Source organism: Hymenobacter negativus, from assembly GCF_017571495.1.
In the GTDB taxonomy this organism is placed as follows: domain Bacteria; phylum Bacteroidota; class Bacteroidia; order Cytophagales; family Hymenobacteraceae; genus Hymenobacter; species Hymenobacter negativus.
Genome location: NZ_JAGETZ010000009.1, coordinates 192,768 through 211,767, shown reverse-complemented (window position 1 = coordinate 211,767; position 19,000 = coordinate 192,768). Strand labels below are relative to the sequence as shown.

Sequence of the window (19,000 nt, the reverse complement as noted above, 5' to 3'; positions counted from 1 at the left end):
CGCCTTCCTCCCCCATGGATTTCGCCCAATTGCTGGCCCGCCTCGATGCCCTGCTACAACAGTATCGCCCCGCTTACTACGCCCAACTGGCTCCGCCGGCCCCGGCTGCCGCGCTGGCGGCCTTCGAAACCGAGTTTCAATTGAAACTGCCATTGGAGCTGCACCAGTGGTTTGGCTGGCACGATGGGCAGGCGCCCATATGCTTCGATAGCTTGGTTGGCTTCTATTCGCTGCCTTCGCTGGATGATATGGCCGACACCATGCGCATCAACTGCGAGCTGCTGGCCGACGGCGACTTCGTGCCCAACTGGTGGCGGCCAGGCTGGCTGCCGTTTGCCACAAATGGCAGCGGCGACCACCTCTGTCTTGATTTGGAAGGCACCTTCACCGGCCAGCCCGGCCAGCTTATCGAGCATTGGCACGATTACGAAGCGCGCACGGTGGTCTTTCCCTCCGTCGCCGCCTGGCTGGCAGCCATGGTGCAAGCCTACGAAACCGCCGCGCTAACCAAAACCGAATTCACCGACGACGAGGTTTCCAATTTTGAGTTGGAGCCGCCCGTGGGCTTCCCCTTGGAATTTGTGGCGGGCTGAGTTTGCTGAAATACTACTGAATTTCAATCGTTCTACTCCATGCCCTTCAACTCCCACCGTTTCCCCGTCAACGACACCTACATTGCCTGGGGCAGCACCCTGGCCGAGGCGGAAGCGCTGCTGCCGGGCCATACGTGGTGGGAGCCCTATGGCGGCTGGCCCAACCTGCGCGGGGCCTGCCAGTCGGTTTTTGGGCTGGCGGCTACGGAATGTAACCTGCGAGCCCCCGCCGCGCACAAGCCCATCATGCAGGTGAGCTACCAGTTGGCCGCCCTCGCATTGGGGGAGTGGATGGCAGCCGTGCCGGAGCCTTGGCTGACGCCGCTGACCGCCCTACTGGGCCCACCTGCCGAAGCTGCCTTCACGGCCAATACCTGGCACCGCGGACCGGGCAGCGTGATGTACTCGGCCCGCTGGCGGCGGCCGGAGGTGATAATTTCTTTGTCGGTTTTTGGAGGGGTGCGGCACGAGCAGGGCGGGCCTGCGGCAGCCGGCTTATGGCTGGACTGGCAAGATGAAATTGCAGCGGCCCGGCCGTTTTACGAAGCCGCACGGAACCAGTCGGCGGCACTACAAGCAGCGGCTGGCCAACTGGCCGGGCCGCTTCAGGTTTTCACCACCCAACTGGCTCAGGGCGGCTTCATGATGGCCAACTTTGCGGCCGAAGACCCCTATCCGGCCCTTTCCAATACGCTGCTGAGGCAGTCGCAACGGGCGCTCTACCGCGAAGGCCTCCTGGAAACGCCTATCCAAATACAGGACCAGCTTACTGACCACCAAATCGCGCTGTGGGCCGTGCCCGGCCGGGCCGAGTGGGCCGTTTCGACGCGCTGGGACACGGTACTACTTATCTCTAACGGGCCGGCCGTGGAGCTGGTCATCCTACGCCCGGCCAAGGGCAGTGGTGGCCTCACGCTCCGCATTGGCGATTTGCGGCTGAGCGACGAGTATGATACGCCAGGCCTCGGGGCATTAGCAGCAGCCCTTAAGCAACAGGTGGGTTTGGTAGTGAACCGCGTGGAGGATTATGACTGCTGAAGCAACCCCTACAGGGTATTTCAGGTTAATGCGCACGCCGCTCCGACCCGTTTCGGCCGGTCGAACGTGGGACAGACGCCACCAGTTTCCTGGGAAGTGCGCTCAACCGTAGCCGGCAGAGCAGACTCCCTACCTTGCCGGCTGCATCGGGTTGGTGGCGCTTCCGGCAGTGCATCAACGTCATTTCACCATGAAACTTCACTTTCTTGTTTACCTAAGCCTGCTGCTTGCTGGTTTTGGGGCAGCAGCGCAAGCACCTGATTCGCTGGTGCCCCTGCCGATGCCCACCGGGGCTGCCGTGGTGCTGGCCCCGGCCGACACGCTGTTTCGGGTGTATGGCCGGGTGGGGGCGTTTGGGCCGAAAGAGCGGGCCGAGGCCATTGCCCGCCGACTCGATGCCTTGCCAGCCCCGGGCGGCGGTGGCCCGGCAATACCTCACGGTTCTGCGCACGCACCTGCTGGCAGCCCGGCAAACCAGTAGCTTACTTGAGCTGCTGAAACGTGGTGTGCTGGCCGTGCTCACGCTGCTGATGCTAATGGGTCTGATTTATGGCCTGAACCGCTTTTTTCGAGCCATCTGCACTCCAGGGCTCGTTCTGCACTCCACCGTCACCATCGGTTATGACGTGCCCTGGCCCCAGGTGCACGCCCTGCTGCCGGCCGCCGCCCGCGCCACCGAGGGCGTGGAAGCAACGCCCGCCCCCCTTCGTGCTGCAAACCAGCCTCGACGACTTCTACGTGGCCTACCAAATCAACGCCTACATCCGGCTGCCCCACCGGCAGGCCGGGCTGTATTCGCAACTGCACCAGCACATTCAGGACGAGTTTGCCCGCGCCGGGGTCGAAATTATGTCGCCCCATTACCGCGCCACCCGCACCGGTACGGAGGCAGGTAGTACCATTCCGCCGCTGCCGCCGGGCTAGCGGTGCTGCATCCCCTAAAGCTGCTTTTCCGTTCACTCCTCATGCCCGATTTCAACAGTCCGCCCCCGCTTAGCCTCAGCGATGAGTTGGCCCTCGAGCGCACCCGCTTGGCCAACGAGCGCACATGGCTGGCTTACCTGCGCACGGGCATGGCGCTGGTTATTGCAGGGCTTTCGCTAATTAATTTTTTTCGCGACTACGTTTTCATCTGGATTGGGGCCTTTTTCATTCCCTTCGGCTTGGGCGTCGCCGGGCTGGGCTGGGTCCGGTTTCGGGCCAAGCACCGCCGCATTGCAGCCGTTGTAGCCGCCCGGCAGCTTCAGTAGCAGCGTAATTTAGGGGATGGGACTAGGCTGGTTTCTCGGCTCCGTCGGCCGATGCATCCTTCCGATTATCTATTTGAATTTCAGACTTAAGTTTCGGTACATTTCCAGGCGAGCCAGCCTTGGCGCTGGTGCTGGCAGTTGCTGTCGGTAGCTTCGGTCTGGTCGTGCCACAGAATTTGCTGGGCCGGAAACGGCAGGTCGACGCCGTGGGTGGTAAGGGTGTTTTTGATAGCCTTTAGTATTCGGTCCTGCGCGCCCATGATGCCGGCGCGGCGGGTTTATTGCCCTGGCACGAAGTCGGCCAGCTGTGAATGCTGGTGCCGGTTTGTAAGGAAGCAGCCGCGGCCGCGTCAGGCCATCAGGCTTGCGCTGGTTGCAAGCCGCTTATTTCCTCTTTTTCATGCAAGAATTCGACGTTCTGATTATTGGCGGGAGCTACGCCGGCCTTTCGGCAGCCATGTCGCTGGGCCGGGCCCGCCGCCGCACGCTCATCCTCGACACAGGCTGGCCCTGCAACCGCCAGACGCCCCACTCGCACAACTTCCTCACCCAGGATGGGGCCATGCCGGCCGCTTTGCGCACCCAGGCCATCGAGCAGGTGCTGCACTACCCCACCATCGAGCTTCGCGCTGACGAGGCCCTGAGTGCGGTTCCGACGGAGGGTGGGTTCCTCATTCAAACTGCCGCCGGGACGAGTATCAAGGCCCAAAAGGTGGTGCTGGCCACGGGCATTGTCGACCTGCTTCCGGCCCTACCGGGCTTTGCGGAGTGCTGGGGTATTTCGGTGCTGCACTGCCCCTATTGCCACGGCTACGAGGTGGCCGACCAGCGCCTCGGCGTACTGGGCAACGGCGATATGGGGTTTGATTTTGCCCGCCTGATTCATAATTGGTCACGGCAGCTTACCCTGTTCACCAACGGCCCGGCTACGCTTACCCATGAGCAGCAAGCAACGCTGGCTCGCCACGGCATTGCCTTGGTAGAAACGGCCATCAGCGGCCTCACGCACGAGCAGGGCCAGCTCCGCGCCGTACAACTGGCCGATGGCACGAGCCAACCGCTGGATGCGGTATTTGCCCGTGTGCCGTTTCAGCTGCCCGGCACGCTGGCCCAGCAGCTGGGGTGCGCACTTACCGAAATGGGCTACGTACAGGTCGATGATTTCCAGCGTACCAGCGTGCCGGGGGTATTTGCAGCCGGCGACAATACCACGCCGATGCGGGCGCTGGCGGCGGCCGTAGCGGCAGGCTCGAAGGCCGGGGCGCTCATCAATAAGGAGCTTATTGAGGAAAGATTCCGCTGAGACGTGGGCCGGGCCGGGGGTGCATTCGTAGCCGCGGCCCGGCCTTTTTTCGGGGCAATTGCGGCGCATGGCTGCGGCGCATGATTTCATCATGTTAGGGCTTTCGCGGCTACCTTGCTGCCATGGTCAACAACGCCCTCACCCGCATTGCCCACTGGCTGGCGGCCCACGCGCCACGCATCCTGCACGAAAGCCTGAACCCCAGCGCCTCCGAAGCCCAGCTGGAAGCACTGGAAGCCGCCCTTGGCCACCACCTACCCCCCGATTACAAGGCCCTGTACCGCCGCCACGATGGCCTGAACGAGGACGCCGATAACTTCGGCAGCTTCTTTTATGGCATCAGCTTTCTCCCTTTAGCAGCAGTGACGGCCATTTGGCAGCACCGCACCGCCGCCACCGCACCGGAGCCGTTGCGCCGGGCCCATCCTGCTATCAAAGCCGATAATGCCCAGCGTCCGCAGTGGCTCTGCCTGGGCTTCGATGGCTCGCACGTATGGCTTTGCGTGGATTTGGACCCGGTAGAAGGCCACCGTTACGGCCAGGTAATTCTAGTGGATGAGGAGTTGGAAACCGCCTTCCCCGTCGCCGATTCAGTAGTGGCCCTCCTCACCGAATTTGCTCACGACCTGGAGCACGGCCATTACTTCCTCGACCCCGACGCGCTGGCAGACGGCAACGAATACCTCTCGCCCGATGCCGAAATCGACCTCATCAACTGGCCAAGCACCAAGCGTTGGGCTACTTTTGGATAGTTGTCAGTTCACGGCACGACTTCGACTAACAACCAACAACGAATAACCACCAACGGATTTGATTATGCAGCTCGCCCCCATTACCGACTCCATCTTTGAAATCAAGCATTTTCTTTCGCCGGAGGAGTGCGCCGAGCTGATTAGGGATAGTGAGCGGCTGGGCTTTGCCGAGGCCGGCGTGAGCACCTCAGCCGGAGCGCAAATGATGAAAGGCATTCGAAACAACTACCGTTTGGAATACCACAACCCGGTTTTGGCGGAGCAACTGTGGCAGCGGGCCCGGCCGTTGTTGTCCGCCGAGCCTGACGGGGCTGCTGCAATTGGCTTCTATGAGCTGTTTCGATTTTACCGCTACGACGTGGGCGAACGATTCAACAAGCACAAAGACGGTAGTATTCGCTTGAACGAGTCCGTGGCTAGTCGCTGGACTTTCCTGCTGTATCTCAACGATGAATTTGAAGGCGGAGAAACCGAATTTGAAGGCCTGACGGTGGTACCGCAGCTCGGCAATGCCCTTTGCTTCCGCCACGAGCTACGCCACAAAGGCTGTCCGGTGCTGCAGGGCCGCAAATATGTGTTACGCACCGATGTCCTGTATCAGGACATGTGATTTCACCTCTAACCTCTACCAATCCTCTGAAGCAAGCTTATGCCCTCTGACCTCCGCCTGTTTGGTATCCGCCACCACGGCCCCGGCAGCGCCGCCAGCCTCGTGGCGGCGCTCGAAGACTTCCGGCCCGATATCGTGCTCCTCGAATGCCCGGCAGATGCTGAAGCCGCGCTGGCCACCGCCACCAACCCAGAGCTGGTGCCGCCGGTAGCGCTGTTGGTTTACAACCCCAAGCAGCAAGGCCAGGCCTCGTTTCTGCCGTTCGCGGAGTTTTCGCCGGAATGGCAGGCAGTGCACTGGTGCGCCCGGAACGGAGCCCATGTGCGGTGCATGGATTTGCCGATGAGCCTGCGGTTTGGGATGCGGGATGCGGTGGCAGTTCTGACGCCCTCCGCGTCGCCTGCCCCCCCGGATTCTCTCTCCAAAAAAGACGAGGCACCGGACATCAATCCCGCTGACAAAGTAGCCGCAAATGAAGCAGCTTCCGCCCCCACCGAAGCGCCCTTTACCGAGCAAGCTGAAGAAGGCAATGCCGGTGTCGCCTCTGTTTTGGAGAAGGAATTAGGGGGGATGGTTGATGCAGAGGTCGACTCCGACCCTGTGGCCTACATTGCCCGCCTAGCCGGCTACACCGACTCTGAGCAGTGGTGGGAAACGCACCTCGAACACGCCCCTGGTAACGCCGACACCTTCGCCGTGGTGCTGGACCTGATGACCGCATTGCGAGAAGAATTGCACCGCCCCGAAACCGAGGAAACGTTGCTGCGTGAAGCTTTTATGCGCGAAACGCTGCGCACCACGCTGACCCAGGGCTACCCCCGCGTGGCGGTAGTGTGCGGCGCCTGGCACGCCCCGGTACTTAGGGCTGAGTTGCTGAAGAAAGAAGACAAAGCCCGCCTCAAAGGCTTGAAAAAAGTACCCACTGAAACCACCTGGATTCCGTGGACCTACGAGCGGCTCTCGTTTAGCTCCGGCTACGGTGCTGGCGTGCTGTCGCCGGCCTGGTACGAGTTGCTGTTTACCCAGCCCCGCGCGGAAGTGCTGACGCACTGGATGGTGCGCGTCACTCGCCTGCTGCGTGGGCAGGACGTAGACGCCTCCTCGGCCCACGCCATTGAGGGCGTACGGTTGGCGGCGGCGCTGGCCACTGTGCGCGGGCTGGCGTTGCCGGGCATTGACGAGTTGCAGGAAGCCGCCGTGGCCATTTTGGGCGGGGGCTACGCCGAGCCGCTGGCGCTGGTGCAAAAGGAGTTGGTCATTGGCCACAAGCTGGGCGAAGTACCGGCCGGGCTGCCCGCTACGCCTTTGCAGCAGGATTTGGCGCAGCAGCAAAAATCCCTGCGCCTCAAGCCCGAGGCTACCCCCAAGGACCTGGACCTGGACCTGCGACAGCCCACGCAACTGGAGCGCAGCCACCTGTTGCACCGCCTGCGCCTGCTGGCCATCAACTGGGGCGAGCCGGAAGAAGTGGCCGGCAAAAGCGGCACCTTCCACGAGCTCTGGACCCTGGAATGGGAACCCGAAATGGCCCTGGCCGTGATTGAAGCCGGCCGCTGGGGCAATACCGTACTGGCCGCCGCCGTGGCCCGCGCCACTGCCCGCGCCGCCGAAGCCACCACGCTCGAAGCCGTGAGTACCCTACTCGAAGAAGCCCTGCGCGCCGACCTTGGCCCGGCCATTCCGGCGCTGGTGGCACGGCTCGAAACCATCGGGGCCGACACCCGGGATGTGACCCACCTACTGGCCGCCCTGCCCCCGCTGGCCCAGGTGCTGCGCTACGGCAACGTGCGTCGCACCGACACCGCGCAGGTGGCCCAGGTGGTGCAGCAACTGGTGCCGCGCCTGTGCATTGGCCTGCCCGCCGCCTGCACCGGCCTCGACTACGATGCCGCCAAGGCCCTCCTGACCCGCGTCGAAGCCACCCACCAAGCCATTCGGTTGCTCCAGCACGAGGCGCACGAGGCCGACTGGTACGCCGCCCTGGCCGCTGTGCAGCGCAACCCGGCCAGCAGCGGCCTACTCGCCGGGGCGGTTTCCCGCCTGCTTTTCGACGCCCAGCAAACCGATTCTGACGCTACTGCCACGGTCCTTGGCTTGGCCCTGGCTCCAGCCCAGCCTACCGACTATGCCACCGCCTGGATTGAGGGCTTTCTGCGCGGCAGCGGCCTGCTGCTCATCCACCACCGCGAATTGTTTGGCCTGCTCGACCACTGGCTGGGCGAGCTGAACGAGGACACGTTCCGCGAAATCGTGCCCCTGTTGCGCCGCGCCTTCACCGACTTCTCGCTGCCCGAACGGCGGCAGATTCTGGAAATTGCGAGCACGGATGCGTCAATTTCAGTAACGCAGGAAGTGGAAGACTTTGACTGGGAGCGTGGGGCGCGGGTGCTCCCCACGCTGCGGGAGCTGATAGGCGTATAGAGGTGGCGCACAACGCCTAATTGGAGGAAAGCGCCTGTGCCGCGGCTTTTTCACTTAACTACCCGGGGCGCTGGCGGCTTCGTCTGGCGTGGCGGACTTGGCAGCTGAGGTGCTCCGAAGTAGCAGGTAGCCAAGGGCTCCGGCAGTGAGCGAGGCGGTGAGAATGGCCAGTTTGGCTACGTTGGTACCCGAAGAGTGCTCCCCCAGCGCCAGCAGGGTTACGAAAATGGACATCGTGAAGCCGATGCCAGCCAGTACACCTGCTCCCCACAGCTGCCGCCACGCTACGCCGGGCGGCAGCGCGGCCCAGCCCAGGCGCACCGTAAGCCACGACAGCGTACCGACACCCAACGGCTTGCCCATCACCAAGCCAACCAGGATGCCCAAGCCCAGCGGCGACGACAGGCCCTGCACGGCCGCTGGCTCGATGACTAGGCTGGTGTTGGCAAACGCAAACAGCGGGACAATGCCGAAGCTCACCACCGAGTGCAGCTGGTGTTCGAGCCGTTGGGCGGGCGAGCTGCTGCGCTGATGCAGCTCCTCAAGTTCCTCGCTGATGATGCGCGGGTCGGCTTCGGGCTCGTGCGTTTCGGCGCGCAGCAGGGCCAGGCGCTCGTCAACCCGGCGCAGCAATTCCTGACGCGAGAAGGGAATGCGAAACGGAATAGCTACCGCCAGCAGCACGCCGGCCAGCGTGGCATGAATTCCCGATTCGAGCATGAAATACCACAGCACCACGCCCAAGGGCAAGTACGCCCAGAGGCTGCGCACCCGCAGCGCGTTGAAAACCAGCAACACGCCCCACGTCCCTAGCGCCAGGTACAGGTAATGCAGGTGCAGTTCCCGGGTGTAGAATGCGGCAATGACCACCACTGCTCCCAGGTCGTCGACGATGGCCAGCGCCGTCAGAAACACTTTCAGCCCCAACGGTACCCGCGGGCCCAGTAATTGCAGCACAGCCAGGGCAAAGGCAATATCGGTGGCCATGGGAATGCCCCAGCCGCCGGCCGTGGGCGTACCGTGGTTGAACAAGGCAAACAGCAGCGCTGGTATCAGCATACCGCCCAGCGCACCAGCGATGGGCAGCGCCGCCTGCCGGGGCGAGGCTAGTTCGCCGTCCAGCACCTCCCGCTTGATTTCGAGGCCCACGATGAGAAAAAAAACAGTCATCAGGCCGTCGTTTATCCATTGCAGCAGTGTATGGTCGAGCGAGAGGCCCGGCAACATAATCCGCAGGTGCTCATCCCAGATGGCTGGGAAGTAGCGGGCCGGGCCCCAGCTGGTATTGGCCATCACCACGGCCAGCGCAGCGCTTATCATCAGCACGATACCACCAGCGGCTTCGCGGCGAAAAAATTCAGCAAAGGGCCGCGTCAGCGGCCGCACAAGTAGTTCAACAAGCATCGACAACGGGTAGTGGGCCTCGCTGTCCTACGTGTTCGGGCAGCAGTGTGACGAAAACCGTGGCAATCTCGTCTATTTCTGCTGGTAATGCAGCGGCGCATCACCGGCGAGGGCTTGTTGGTGAACGGCCACTCGCTTTTTGCCCACAATGGTTTCGTGGTGCATCTCGCCCCAACGGCGCATGGCCTGCAGCACCTCGCCGAGGGTTTTGCTGTATTCGGTGGCTTCGTACTCCACGGTTTGGGGCGAGGTGTTGTACACGGTGCGCTTCACCAGCCGGTCCATTTCCATCTCCTGCAATTCCTTGGAGAGGATGCTGGGCGAGATGTTCAGTGCCCGGCTCAACTCCTTAAACCGGTATTTGCGCTCGCGCAGCACCGTCAGAATAACCAGCTTCCACTTGCCGCCCACCACGTCGAGGGTATCGCGCACCGACTGGTGGGCACTGCGGCAGGCAGAATTGGTCAGGTCGATATCAGGAGGAATCATGGCGGCAAGTAATTCGTGCCGTGTACTACCAATCTACCGGCCCGGAGGTTTGCGGGGCAACAAGCGACGGATTTCCAATGAACTAACTACCAAGTCGGTACTCTTTTCAGTACCGGTACAGTTTTGAGTATCAGCTAGGAATTGGGCCGGAGCGGCCGATAGGTTTGCCGGGCCAGTCAGCCTACACCATTGCGGCTGGCCTCTCTCAGCCATGCACATTCTGCATATCATTTCCAGCCCCCGCTCCAACTCCTACAGCGCCCGCCTGGGCCACCAAATCGTGGAAAAGCTCCTGGCCGCCCATCCCGGCAGCACGGTGCACGAGCGTGACCTCACCGTCCACCCCCTACCGCACCTGGAAGAGGTTTTTGTGCGGGGAATCTTTACGCCGGACGAAGCCCGCACGCCCGAGCAAAAATCCGCCGTTCAGCACTCCGATGAGGTTATTAGCGAGGTGCTGGCGGCCGATGTACTAGTCATCGGCTCGCCCATGTACAACTTCAGCATTTCCTCCTCCCTCAAAGCCTGGCTCGACCACCTGGTACGGGCCGGGGTCACCTTTTTGTACGGAGCCAACGGGCCTCAGGGCCTCCTCACCGGCAAAAAAGTGTACCTCGCGCTGGCTAGCGGCGGCGTATATTCCGAAGGCTCGCCGATGGCTGCCTACGATTTCATGGCCCCTTATCTGAAGCCGGTGCTGGCCTTTATCGGCCTCACCGATGTAGAAGTGGTGCGGGTGGAAGGCACCAGCATCCCCGAGTTGGAACCCACGGCCTTGGATAAGGCCCTGGCCAGCGTCGAAGTGTAGCAGCAGCGACCTGTCTGCGCCGTTTCCTTCGCATTTCCGGCTTTTACAAAGAAGCCCTGGCTCATCAGTCAGGGCTTCTTTACTGGTTTATTCGATGAAAATCAATCCCATTGTTTATTAAGCCAGCACCAGCTTTTTTCGCGGATGCAGCCCCACTCCTCCTGTGCGTAGCCAACGCTATCCGTTATGGAGCACACACCCTACCCTATTAGTGAAGCTATTTAGAAAGTAGTCAGCTTCATTATCCCAAGCATTTGCCTACGGCCGTCCCCCTACCAGATATAAATGAGAACCTATTGGGCGGCAAAGCAGTTAAGTACGCATCAACACATGTGCATGTGTTCAGTATTTTTGCCCCATGGACACCAAATCCCTCGTTAAAATCGCCAAAGCCCTTAGTGACCCGAACCGCTTGCGCATTTTGCAAGAGATTTCGCAGGCCCCGCAAGTAGCTTGCGCTGACTTATTCGACGTAGCGCCCGTGAGCCAGCCCTCCATGTCGCACCACGTGAAAGCACTGGTGGAGGCCGGGTTGGTTGAGTCACGCAAGGAAGGCCGCTGTGTGCATTACTCGGTCAATCCAGAGAAGCTGCAGGAGTTGGAGAGCTTCCTGGGCATGCTCAAAGCCAAGTAGCCTCCGACCAGTTGATAGAAATAATCAACTGGTTTTTTATTTTCTCAAAACATCAACACTTGTTAATGTGTTTATAAGACACACGCCAGCAAATGGCGCCTGAGGCCTTGCTCAGCAAGACAAATCAAGTTCAGGCAAGCTTTCCAGTTAAAATTTTTTACCCAAATACATTAACGCATTATTATTAATTGATGCGTTTCACAAAGAAAATCACCCATGACAACCGCATTTTCTCGTTCTAGGGGGCTATTGCTTGGCGCCCTTCTACTCGTAATTCTGCTGGGCTTTGGCATTCCCAAGGTGCTATCCGCCAATAAGACCGGGGCGGCAAGCACGGAAAGCGCCGCGCCAGCAGCTCCCTCAGCCGTGCTAGTTGATAGCTACGTGGTGCGCCCCACCGCTTCCGCCGATGCGCTGCAGGCCACCGGCACCATTCAGGCCAACCAGGAGGTGCAGCTCGTGAGCGAGGTGGCACGCAAAGTCACCGGCATCTACGCCCACGAAGGCACCACGGTGGCCAAAGGCACGCTGCTGTTCCGGCTCGATGATGCCGACCTGCAGGCACGCCGCCGCAAGCTCAAGCTGCAGGAGAAGCTGGCGCTGCTCGACGACGGGCGCATGCGCGGCCTGCTCCGCACCGAATCGGTCACGCAGCAGGAATACGACCAGGTGTCGACCAACCTGCAGGTGCTGCAAGCCGACATTCAGGCCGTGGACGTAGACTTGGCCAAAACACAAATCCGGGCTCCCTTTGCCGGTCGAATCGGCTTGAATAAAGTGGATGTGGGCGCTTACGTGACGCCCAGCACGGTGCTCACCTCCCTGGAAGACGTGAGCCAGGTCGAAGTCACCTTCACAGTGCCGGAGCGTTATGCCGCCGAGGTGCGGCCCGGCCAAACCATCCAGTTCACCACCGAAAATGGCACGGCGCCGCAGTCCGGCCGCATCATCGCCACCGAGCCGCGCACCGACGTGAGCACCCGCAGCCTGCTGGTGAAAGCCATTAGCCCTAATCCCAAGCAACAGCTGGTGCCGGGCATGTCGGCCAAAATCAGCTTCGCTCTGCACGTTACTTCCAATGCCCTGGTCGTGCCCACGCAGGCGCTCATTCCCACCGCCAAGGGTTACGCGCTTTACGCCATCAAGGATGGCAAGGCCAATTACCGCGACGTAACCACTGGCCCCCGTAGCAGCCGTACCGTGCAGGTGCTATCCGGCCTGAGCGCCGGCGATACAGTCATCACCACCAACCTTTTGCGGCTGGGGCCGGGTGCGCCCGTGCAGGTAGCTAGCGGTAAATAGCCAGACGGTCATGCCTCGGCTGCGCTCGGCATGACCTGTTCATAAGGCGCTTCGCGGCCTTCCGCATAATGGCCTATTGGCCAGATGACAGCTTCAAAACCTCATCTAGATAGTCCTACGACTACCCTTCATTTCCTTTTAGCTCATGAGTTTATCGAGCGTTAGCATTCAGCGGCCGGTGTTGGCCGGGGTGCTGTCTGTACTTATTATTTTGTTTGGGCTGGTGGGCTTTTCCTACCTCGGAGTGCGCGAATACCCGGTCACGGACTCGCCCATCGTCACGGTTACGACCTCCTACCCTGGCGCCAGCCCGGACGTGATGGCCTACCAGATTACCAAGCCCTTGGAAGAGTCCATTGGCGAGGCCAACGGTATCCGCACCATTTCCTCGGTTTCGCGGGAAGCGGGCAGCGTGATTACGGTGGAATTTAACCTTAATGCCGACCTGGAAGCCGCTGCCAATGATGTGCGCGACAAGGTGGCCAAGGCCATCCGCCTGCTGCCAGCCGACGTGGACCCGCCGGTGGTGGAAAAAGCCTCGGGCGGCGACGGCGTCATTTTCATGGTGGTGGAGAGCAAGACCAAGAGCATTCTCGAAGTCAGCAACCTGGCTTCCACCGTCATCAAGGAACGCATGCAGAACATCCCCGGCGTGAAGCACGTGGGCATCGCGGGCGAGAAAAAGTACGCCATGCGCCTGCGCATCGACCCGGCTAAGCTGGCCGCCTACCAACTCACGCCCGCCGACGTGGAGCAGGCCCTGCGCAAGGAAAACGTGGACCTGCCCGGCGGCCGCATCGAAGGCGACCGCAACGAGCTGACCGTACGCACCCTGGGCCGCCTGACGCAGGACGAAGACTTCAACAACATGATTGTGAAGCAGGACGGCAACAGCATCGTGCGCTTCCGCGACATCGGCACGGCCGAGCTGGGCGCCGAGAACGAGCGCACGGCCGTGTTCAACGGCTTGCGGCGCAACGCGGCTTGCGTGGGCGTGTTCGTGGAGCCGCAGCGCGGGGCCAACGAAATTGCCATCGCCGACGAGTTCAACCGGCGCCTCGAAGAGCTGCGCAAGGAAGTGCCGGCCGAGTACGAAATGACCATCGGCAAAGACTTTACGGAGTCGATTCGGGCGTCGATTTCGGAGGTGGAAGAGACACTGCTTATTGCTTTTGGGCTGGTGGTGGTTATCCTGTTCGTGTTTTTGCGAGACTGGCGCTCCACCATCATTCCGGTGGTGGCCATTCCGGTCAGCATCGTGTCGGCTTTCTTTATTATGTACCTGGCGGGCTACTCCATCAACGTGCTGACCTTGTTGGGCTTGGTGCTGGCCATTGGGCTGGTGGTGGACGATGCCATTGTGGTACTGGAAAACATCTACGCCAAGGTGGAAGAAGGGATGTCGCCGTTGCAGGCCGCGCTGAAGGGCTCGGCGGAAATTTACTTTGCGGTGATTTCGACCACGATTACGCTGGCGGCGGTGTTTTTGCCAATCCTGTTTTTGCCAGGTATCACAGGCAAGCTGTTCCAGGAATTTGCGGTGGTGGTGGCCGGCTCGGTAACAGTGTCGGCCTTCGTGGCCCTCACCTTGTCGCCGATGATGAGCGCCTACCTACTCAAGCATCAGGACCAGCCCAACTGGCTTTACCGCAAGACCGAGCCGCTGTTCGTGGGCCTCAACGGCGGCTACGAGCGCACGCTAGCTTGGTTCCTGCGCCGGCGCTGGGTGGCGCTGCCGATACTGGTGGCCAGCCTGGGCCTGATTTACGGCGTGGGCCGGCTGCTGCCCTCGGAGCTGGCCCCGCTGGAAGACCGGTCGCAGGTGACGATGGTGATGGTAGCGCCAGAAGGCTCCTCGTACGAGTACACCGAAAAGTACGTGAACGAGTTGTCGAAATTCGTGGTCGACTCGACCCAGGACCTGGGCTTGTTTCAGACTTACTCGCTGCTGGCCCTCACCTTTGGGCCACCCGCGCCGGTGAACGTGGCCATCCAGCAAACCTTCCTCAAGAAAGCCGAGGACCGCACCGCCAGCCAAGCGCAGGTGGCCGCCGTGCTGGGCCGCAACGCCCAGAATTTCCGGGGTGTGCTGGTGTTTCCCTCGCAGCCTCCCACTATTGGCGGGCGCTTCGGGGGCGGGCAGCCGGTGAACTTCGTGCTGCAAGGCCCCAGCCTGGCGGCCGTTACGGCGGTGCTGCCCAAGTTTTTGGAAGAGGCTCGCAAAAGCCCGGTGCTGCGCTTCGTGGATTCGGACCTGAAAGTGAACAAGCCCGAACTGGTGCTGACCATCGACCGCGACAAAGCGGCCGAGCTGGGTATTTCGGTGGTTGAAATTGCCCGCAGTTTGCAGCTGGCCCTCAGCGGACAGCGCTACGGCTACTTCATTTTCAACGACCGGCAATACGACGTCATCGGCCAGCTGCAACGGGCGGACCGCAACACGCCCGACGCCCTGCGCGGCGTGTACGCCCGCACCCGCAGCGGCGAAATGGTGTCGCTCGACAACCTGGTGACCTTCAAGGAAAGCATCAGCCCGGCCGCCATCTACCGCTACGACCAGGCCTTGTCGGCCACAGTATCGGCGGGCCTGGCCCCCGGCGCAACCGTGGGCGACGGCGTGGCCGAGATGCAGCGCATTGCCAAGCAGGTTTTGCCGGCGAACATCAAGACTTCGCTGGCGGGCGAGTCGCGCGACTTTGCCGAAAGCGCTTCGAGCCTAGTACTGGCCTTCAGCTTCGCGCTGGTGCTGATTTACCTGATTCTGGCGGCGCAGTTCGAGAGCCTGATTGACCCGCTCATCATCCTGCTCACCGTGCCGCTGGCCCTCACCGGCGCGCTGCTCAGCCTCTGGGCGCTGGGTCAGACGCTGAACGTGTTCAGCCAAATCGGCATCATCACGCTCATCGGGCTCATTACCAAGAACGGCATCCTCATCGTGGAATTTGCCAACCAGGCCAAGGAGCAGGGCATGACGCCGCTGCAGGCCGCGCAGGCCGCCGCGGCCTCGCGCTTCCGGCCCATCCTGATGACCTCGCTGGCCATGATTTTCGGCACCATCCCCATTGCCTGGGCGGTGAACAGCCGCAGCTCGCTGGGCACAGTCATCGTGGGCGGGCTGGTGTTCGCCGGCTTCCTGACGCTGTACGTCATTCCGGCGGTATACTCCTTCCTCTCGCGCAAGCACAAACCAGTAGCGGTAGAGGAGCAAGTCGCTGTGCTTGCCTGAGTAGAGTGCGGGGCTTGCCCCGCCCGGTGTGTGAACAAAATCGTTTTTCCGACGCGAGTGGCGGTCGGGGGCAAGCCCCGCACCCTACGGCAATCGGTACAATCAACTTCTGACTTTTAAAGTCATTCCCCATGCTATTCTTTGCCTTTTCTGACGCAGCCGCCAGTCGGCACTACGCCCTAATGGCCAGCTTATTGGCCTTTTCATTGACTACTTTTGCTCAAACCCAGCCGCTTACCATTACCGGCGCGGTGGCTCTGGCGCGGGAGAAAAACCGCGACCTGCAAATTGCCAACCTAGCCGTGGCCAAGGCCAGCCAGCGCACCCGGGAAGCCCGCGGGGCGGCCCTGCCCACCGTATCGGGCTTTGGGCAGTACGTTTATAATATTCAACGGCCTGTATCCTTCTTGCCAGGCAATTTTGCAGGGCTGGCTGACAACCAGATTGCCAACCTGCGCGTGGGCGGCGACCAGGCTTTTGTGGGCTCGGTGGGCGTGTACCAGCCGCTGTTTCAGGCCGGGGTGAAGTCGGGCATTCGAGCGGCGGGCATCGACGAAGTGCGCAGCACCGCCGACGCGGCCGTGACGGCCAGCAACGTGGTCACGGCCGTGCGCAAGGCCTACCTCAACGTGCTTATCACCGAGGAGCAGCTGCAACTGCAACAGCAGAGCCTGGGTCGCAACGTGCAGGCCCTGCGCGATGCCCGCTCGCTGCTGCTGCAAGGCCGCGCTTCGCGGGTGGATACACTGCGGGCGTATGTGAACGTGGAGAACCTGCGCCCCGAAATCCTGCGCCTCTCCAACGGCATCGCCATTGCCAAAACCGTGCTGGCCACCACCATCGGCCTGGAGGCCAATGAGCCGCTGATGCTGCAGGACTCTTTGCATTTTGATGACAAGGCCCAGCCCCTAACCAGCGAGCAGGCCTACGCCGAAGCGCTGGAAAAGCGCCCCGAGCTGCGCCAGCTCAAGCTGACGGAAGAGCTGAACCAAGAGCAAATTCGGCTGGCTTCGACGGCGGGCCGGCCGCAGCTGGCGGCAACCGGCCTCGTGCAAACCCAGGCCCAGGCCTACAACTTGCGGCTGGGCGACTACCAGTGGCCAGTGAGTTCCTACGTTGGCGTGCAGGTGTCGGTGCCCATTTATAGTGGCGGCCGGGTGCTGGCGCGCACCGAGCAGGCCCGCATCACCCGCCAGCAAACCGAGCGGGAGCTAGCCAACCAGCAGGAGCTGATTCGGGCCGAAGTGCTAACCAGCGTGTCGAGCGTGCAGGAAGCCCGCCGCCGGGTGGAAAGCCAGAAGCAAACCGTAGCCGCCGCTGCGCTGGGCTACCGCATCACCCGCGACCGGTGGCGCGCCGGCATGGCCTCCCGTCTCGACCTCACCGACGCTGAACTGTCCCTTACCCGAACCAAATTAGGGTATTTGCAGGCGGTATACGACTACCAGAATGCGGCCATCGACCTGGACCGCGCCGTGGGCCGCACTCCCTCGCAATAATCTCCCTCATCCTGCCGTTGAACCGGCATCTCAACTATTCTTATGGAGCTTTTCCTCTTCACCATGCACCAGCTGGCCACTCCATCCCACGCGTTTTGGGAAGACGACCGGCCGCTCAGCCGCGCTTTTCTGCTGGGTTGGCTCCACCGCCACCGCCAAACCAACCCCGATGCCAAACGGGCCGAGCTTCTTGCCGAGGACTTGCATCTGTCTGCCTTCGAGCGCCAGCAGCTCATCACTGGCCTGGAAAGCTGCTACGACATCCGGCTGCCGGACGCGGAAACCGCCCAGCTGCACACCATCGGCGACGTGGAGGCCTACGTGAACCACCGCCTGGGCAGAGCGGCGGCCTGATTGCCTGCTGATGAGCCGAGCCCTTGCGGGGCGAAACCGACCCTAATGCAAAAGGCCCGTTGCATGTGCAATGGGCCTTTTGCATTAGGATGCGCGTATTTTGCGGCTGCTCACCTGCCACCGCTGCGCATTGTCATGAACCCAACCACTCCCACTCGCTGGAAACTCGTCCTCGGCAGCGCTGCCGACGCCCAAAACGCCGTGCCGATGCCGCCCAACTATGGCCGCATGGACGATGTGCTCACCGCCCTCTACGACGGCGAAAAGGCCGAGCGCAAGGCGGGCCTGGGCGGCTCGGCACCCCGCGTGAGCCGCTGGCTGGGCGACATTCGGGAGTATTTTCCCACCGAGGTGGTGGCCGTGATGCAGCAGGACGCCATGACGCGCCTGGGCCTCAACCAACTGCTGCTCGAACCCGAAATTCTGCGCACCGTGCAAGCCGACGTGCACCTGGTGGGCACGCTCATGTCGCTGAGCCGGGTGATGCCGCAGAAGGCCAAGGCCACCGCCCGCGAAGTCATCACCAAAGTGGTGCGCGAACTAGAAAAGAAGCTCAGCAACCCGCTGCGCCAGGCCGTGCAGGGTGCCCTGAGCCGGGCCGTGCGCAACCCGCGCCCGCGCTACCACGAAATTGACTGGGGCGCTACCATCAAGGCCAACCTTAAGCACTACCAGGCGGCCCACAAAACGGTGATTCCGGAGCGGCTGGTGGGTTTCGGGCGGCGCGGGCAGGCGCTAAAAGAAATCGTACTGTGCGTGGACCAGAGCGGGTCCATGGCTTCATCTGTCGTGTACGCGGGCGTGTTTGGAGCAGTGCTGGCGTCGCTGAAAGCCGTGAAAACCCACATGGTGGTGTTCGATACCGCCGTAGTGAACCTGAGCGAAGACCTGCACGACCCCGTGGACCTGCTATTCGGGGTGCAATTGGGCGGCGGCACCGACATTAACCTGGCCCTTACCTACTGCCAGCAGCTGATTTCACGCCCTACCGACACCATCCTCGTCCTCATCACCGACCTCTACGAAGGCGGCAACGAAAAGGAGATGATAAAGCGCGCAGCCGCCCTTAAAGCCGCAGGCGTCAACATAGTCGTGCTCCTGGCCCTGAGCGACGACGGGGCCCCGAGTTTCGACCGCCGCGTGGCCGAGCAGCTGGCGGCCCTCGGCATCCCCAGCTTCGCCTGCACACCGGCTAAGTTTCCGGAACTAATGGCGAAGGCCATTCAGGGGCTAAAGCTGGAAATAGCGTAACGCGAAAGCAGCAGAACGTTGTTCAAACGGCTTTGCAGGAAGTTCAATGATGGGCGGAGGCAAGTC

At 61.7% G+C, this 19,000-nt stretch carries 19 protein-coding genes; 16 read left to right on the top strand and 3 right to left on the bottom strand.

The features are described from left to right. Nucleotides 1-14 precede the first annotated feature (14 nt). The 5 genes from J4E00_RS18775 (at nucleotide 15) to J4E00_RS18755 (ending at nucleotide 2,881) form a co-directional block, all read left to right on the top strand. Nucleotides 15-593: an SMI1/KNR4 family protein gene (locus J4E00_RS18775; RefSeq protein ID WP_208176795.1), complete on the top strand. Its 579-nt coding sequence runs from the start codon at nucleotides 15-17 to the stop codon at nucleotides 591-593. 39 nt (nucleotides 594-632) lie between these two features. Further along, nucleotides 633-1,631: a hypothetical protein gene (locus J4E00_RS18770; protein WP_208176794.1), complete on the top strand. Its 999-nt coding sequence runs from the start codon at nucleotides 633-635 to the stop codon at nucleotides 1,629-1,631. A gap of 190 nt (nucleotides 1,632-1,821) precedes the next feature. Beyond that, entirely contained in the window at nucleotides 1,822-2,112 is a 291-nt protein-coding gene (locus J4E00_RS18765; RefSeq protein ID WP_208176793.1) for a hypothetical protein, read from the top strand. A gap of 227 nt (nucleotides 2,113-2,339) precedes the next feature. Then, entirely contained in the window at nucleotides 2,340-2,555 is a 216-nt protein-coding gene (locus J4E00_RS18760) for a hypothetical protein (RefSeq protein ID WP_208176792.1), read from the top strand. Nucleotides 2,556-2,596: 41 nt separating this feature from the next. Beyond that, nucleotides 2,597-2,881: a DUF202 domain-containing protein gene (locus J4E00_RS18755; RefSeq protein ID WP_208176791.1), complete on the top strand. Its 285-nt coding sequence runs from the start codon at nucleotides 2,597-2,599 to the stop codon at nucleotides 2,879-2,881. An 86-nt stretch (nucleotides 2,882-2,967) separates the two neighbouring features. On the opposite strand, the gene J4E00_RS18750 is transcribed toward J4E00_RS18755, so the two are convergent. After that, nucleotides 2,968-3,141 carry a hypothetical protein gene (locus J4E00_RS18750; protein ID WP_208176790.1) on the bottom strand — a complete coding sequence of 58 codons (174 nt, stop codon included), beginning with the start codon at nucleotides 3,139-3,141 and terminating at the stop codon, nucleotides 2,968-2,970. A gap of 140 nt (nucleotides 3,142-3,281) precedes the next feature. On the opposite strand from J4E00_RS18750, the gene J4E00_RS18745 reads away from it, so the two are divergent. From J4E00_RS18745 to J4E00_RS18730, 4 genes are all read left to right on the top strand, one after another. Continuing rightward, nucleotides 3,282-4,184 carry an NAD(P)/FAD-dependent oxidoreductase gene (locus J4E00_RS18745; RefSeq protein ID WP_208176789.1) on the top strand — a complete coding sequence of 301 codons (903 nt, stop codon included), beginning with the start codon at nucleotides 3,282-3,284 and terminating at the stop codon, nucleotides 4,182-4,184. 122 nt (nucleotides 4,185-4,306) lie between these two features. Then, nucleotides 4,307-4,936, top strand: a complete 630-nt coding sequence (locus J4E00_RS18740) for an SMI1/KNR4 family protein (RefSeq protein ID WP_208176788.1) — start codon at nucleotides 4,307-4,309, stop codon at nucleotides 4,934-4,936. Nucleotides 4,937-5,000: 64 nt separating this feature from the next. Then, nucleotides 5,001-5,546 carry a 2OG-Fe(II) oxygenase gene (locus J4E00_RS18735; protein ID WP_208176787.1) on the top strand — a complete coding sequence of 182 codons (546 nt, stop codon included), beginning with the start codon at nucleotides 5,001-5,003 and terminating at the stop codon, nucleotides 5,544-5,546. 39 nt (nucleotides 5,547-5,585) lie between these two features. Further along, nucleotides 5,586-7,967, top strand: coding sequence for a DUF5682 family protein (locus J4E00_RS18730; RefSeq protein WP_208176786.1), 2,382 nt, complete (start codon nucleotides 5,586-5,588; stop codon nucleotides 7,965-7,967). Between the two features lie 54 nt (nucleotides 7,968-8,021). Here J4E00_RS18730 and nhaA read toward each other — a convergent pair whose 3' ends face one another. Together nhaA and J4E00_RS18720 are read right to left on the bottom strand one after the other, a co-directional pair. Continuing rightward, nucleotides 8,022-9,371, bottom strand: coding sequence for a Na+/H+ antiporter NhaA (gene nhaA, locus J4E00_RS18725; RefSeq protein ID WP_208176785.1), 1,350 nt, complete (start codon nucleotides 9,369-9,371; stop codon nucleotides 8,022-8,024). Nucleotides 9,372-9,443: 72 nt separating this feature from the next. After that, a complete protein-coding gene (locus tag J4E00_RS18720) occupies nucleotides 9,444-9,860 on the bottom strand; it encodes a winged helix-turn-helix transcriptional regulator (protein WP_208176784.1) in 417 nt (138 codons plus the stop codon). Between the two features lie 211 nt (nucleotides 9,861-10,071). Here J4E00_RS18720 and J4E00_RS18715 point away from each other — a divergent pair, with 211 nt between their 5' ends. The 7 genes from J4E00_RS18715 (at nucleotide 10,072) to J4E00_RS18685 (ending at nucleotide 18,934) form a co-directional block, all read left to right on the top strand. After that, nucleotides 10,072-10,668 carry an FMN-dependent NADH-azoreductase gene (locus J4E00_RS18715; RefSeq protein WP_208176783.1) on the top strand — a complete coding sequence of 199 codons (597 nt, stop codon included), beginning with the start codon at nucleotides 10,072-10,074 and terminating at the stop codon, nucleotides 10,666-10,668. A gap of 358 nt (nucleotides 10,669-11,026) precedes the next feature. Next, nucleotides 11,027-11,302: an ArsR/SmtB family transcription factor gene (locus J4E00_RS18710; protein ID WP_208176782.1), complete on the top strand. Its 276-nt coding sequence runs from the start codon at nucleotides 11,027-11,029 to the stop codon at nucleotides 11,300-11,302. Nucleotides 11,303-11,551: 249 nt separating this feature from the next. Further along, the gene (locus J4E00_RS18705) at nucleotides 11,552-12,604 is read left to right on the top strand and encodes an efflux RND transporter periplasmic adaptor subunit (RefSeq protein WP_208176781.1); all 1,053 of its coding nucleotides are present in this window, start codon (nucleotides 11,552-11,554) and stop codon (nucleotides 12,602-12,604) included. 145 nt (nucleotides 12,605-12,749) lie between these two features. Continuing rightward, nucleotides 12,750-15,830 (top strand): efflux RND transporter permease subunit, encoded by a 3,081-nt coding sequence (locus tag J4E00_RS18700; RefSeq protein ID WP_208176780.1) that lies wholly within the window; start codon nucleotides 12,750-12,752, stop codon nucleotides 15,828-15,830. Between the two features lie 131 nt (nucleotides 15,831-15,961). Beyond that, entirely contained in the window at nucleotides 15,962-17,329 is a 1,368-nt protein-coding gene (locus J4E00_RS18695) for a TolC family protein (protein ID WP_208176779.1), read from the top strand. 42 nt (nucleotides 17,330-17,371) lie between these two features. Continuing rightward, nucleotides 17,372-17,683 carry a hypothetical protein gene (locus J4E00_RS18690; protein WP_208176778.1) on the top strand — a complete coding sequence of 104 codons (312 nt, stop codon included), beginning with the start codon at nucleotides 17,372-17,374 and terminating at the stop codon, nucleotides 17,681-17,683. Between the two features lie 135 nt (nucleotides 17,684-17,818). After that, nucleotides 17,819-18,934 (top strand): VWA domain-containing protein, encoded by a 1,116-nt coding sequence (locus J4E00_RS18685; RefSeq protein WP_208176777.1) that lies wholly within the window; start codon nucleotides 17,819-17,821, stop codon nucleotides 18,932-18,934. Nucleotides 18,935-19,000 lie beyond the last annotated feature (66 nt).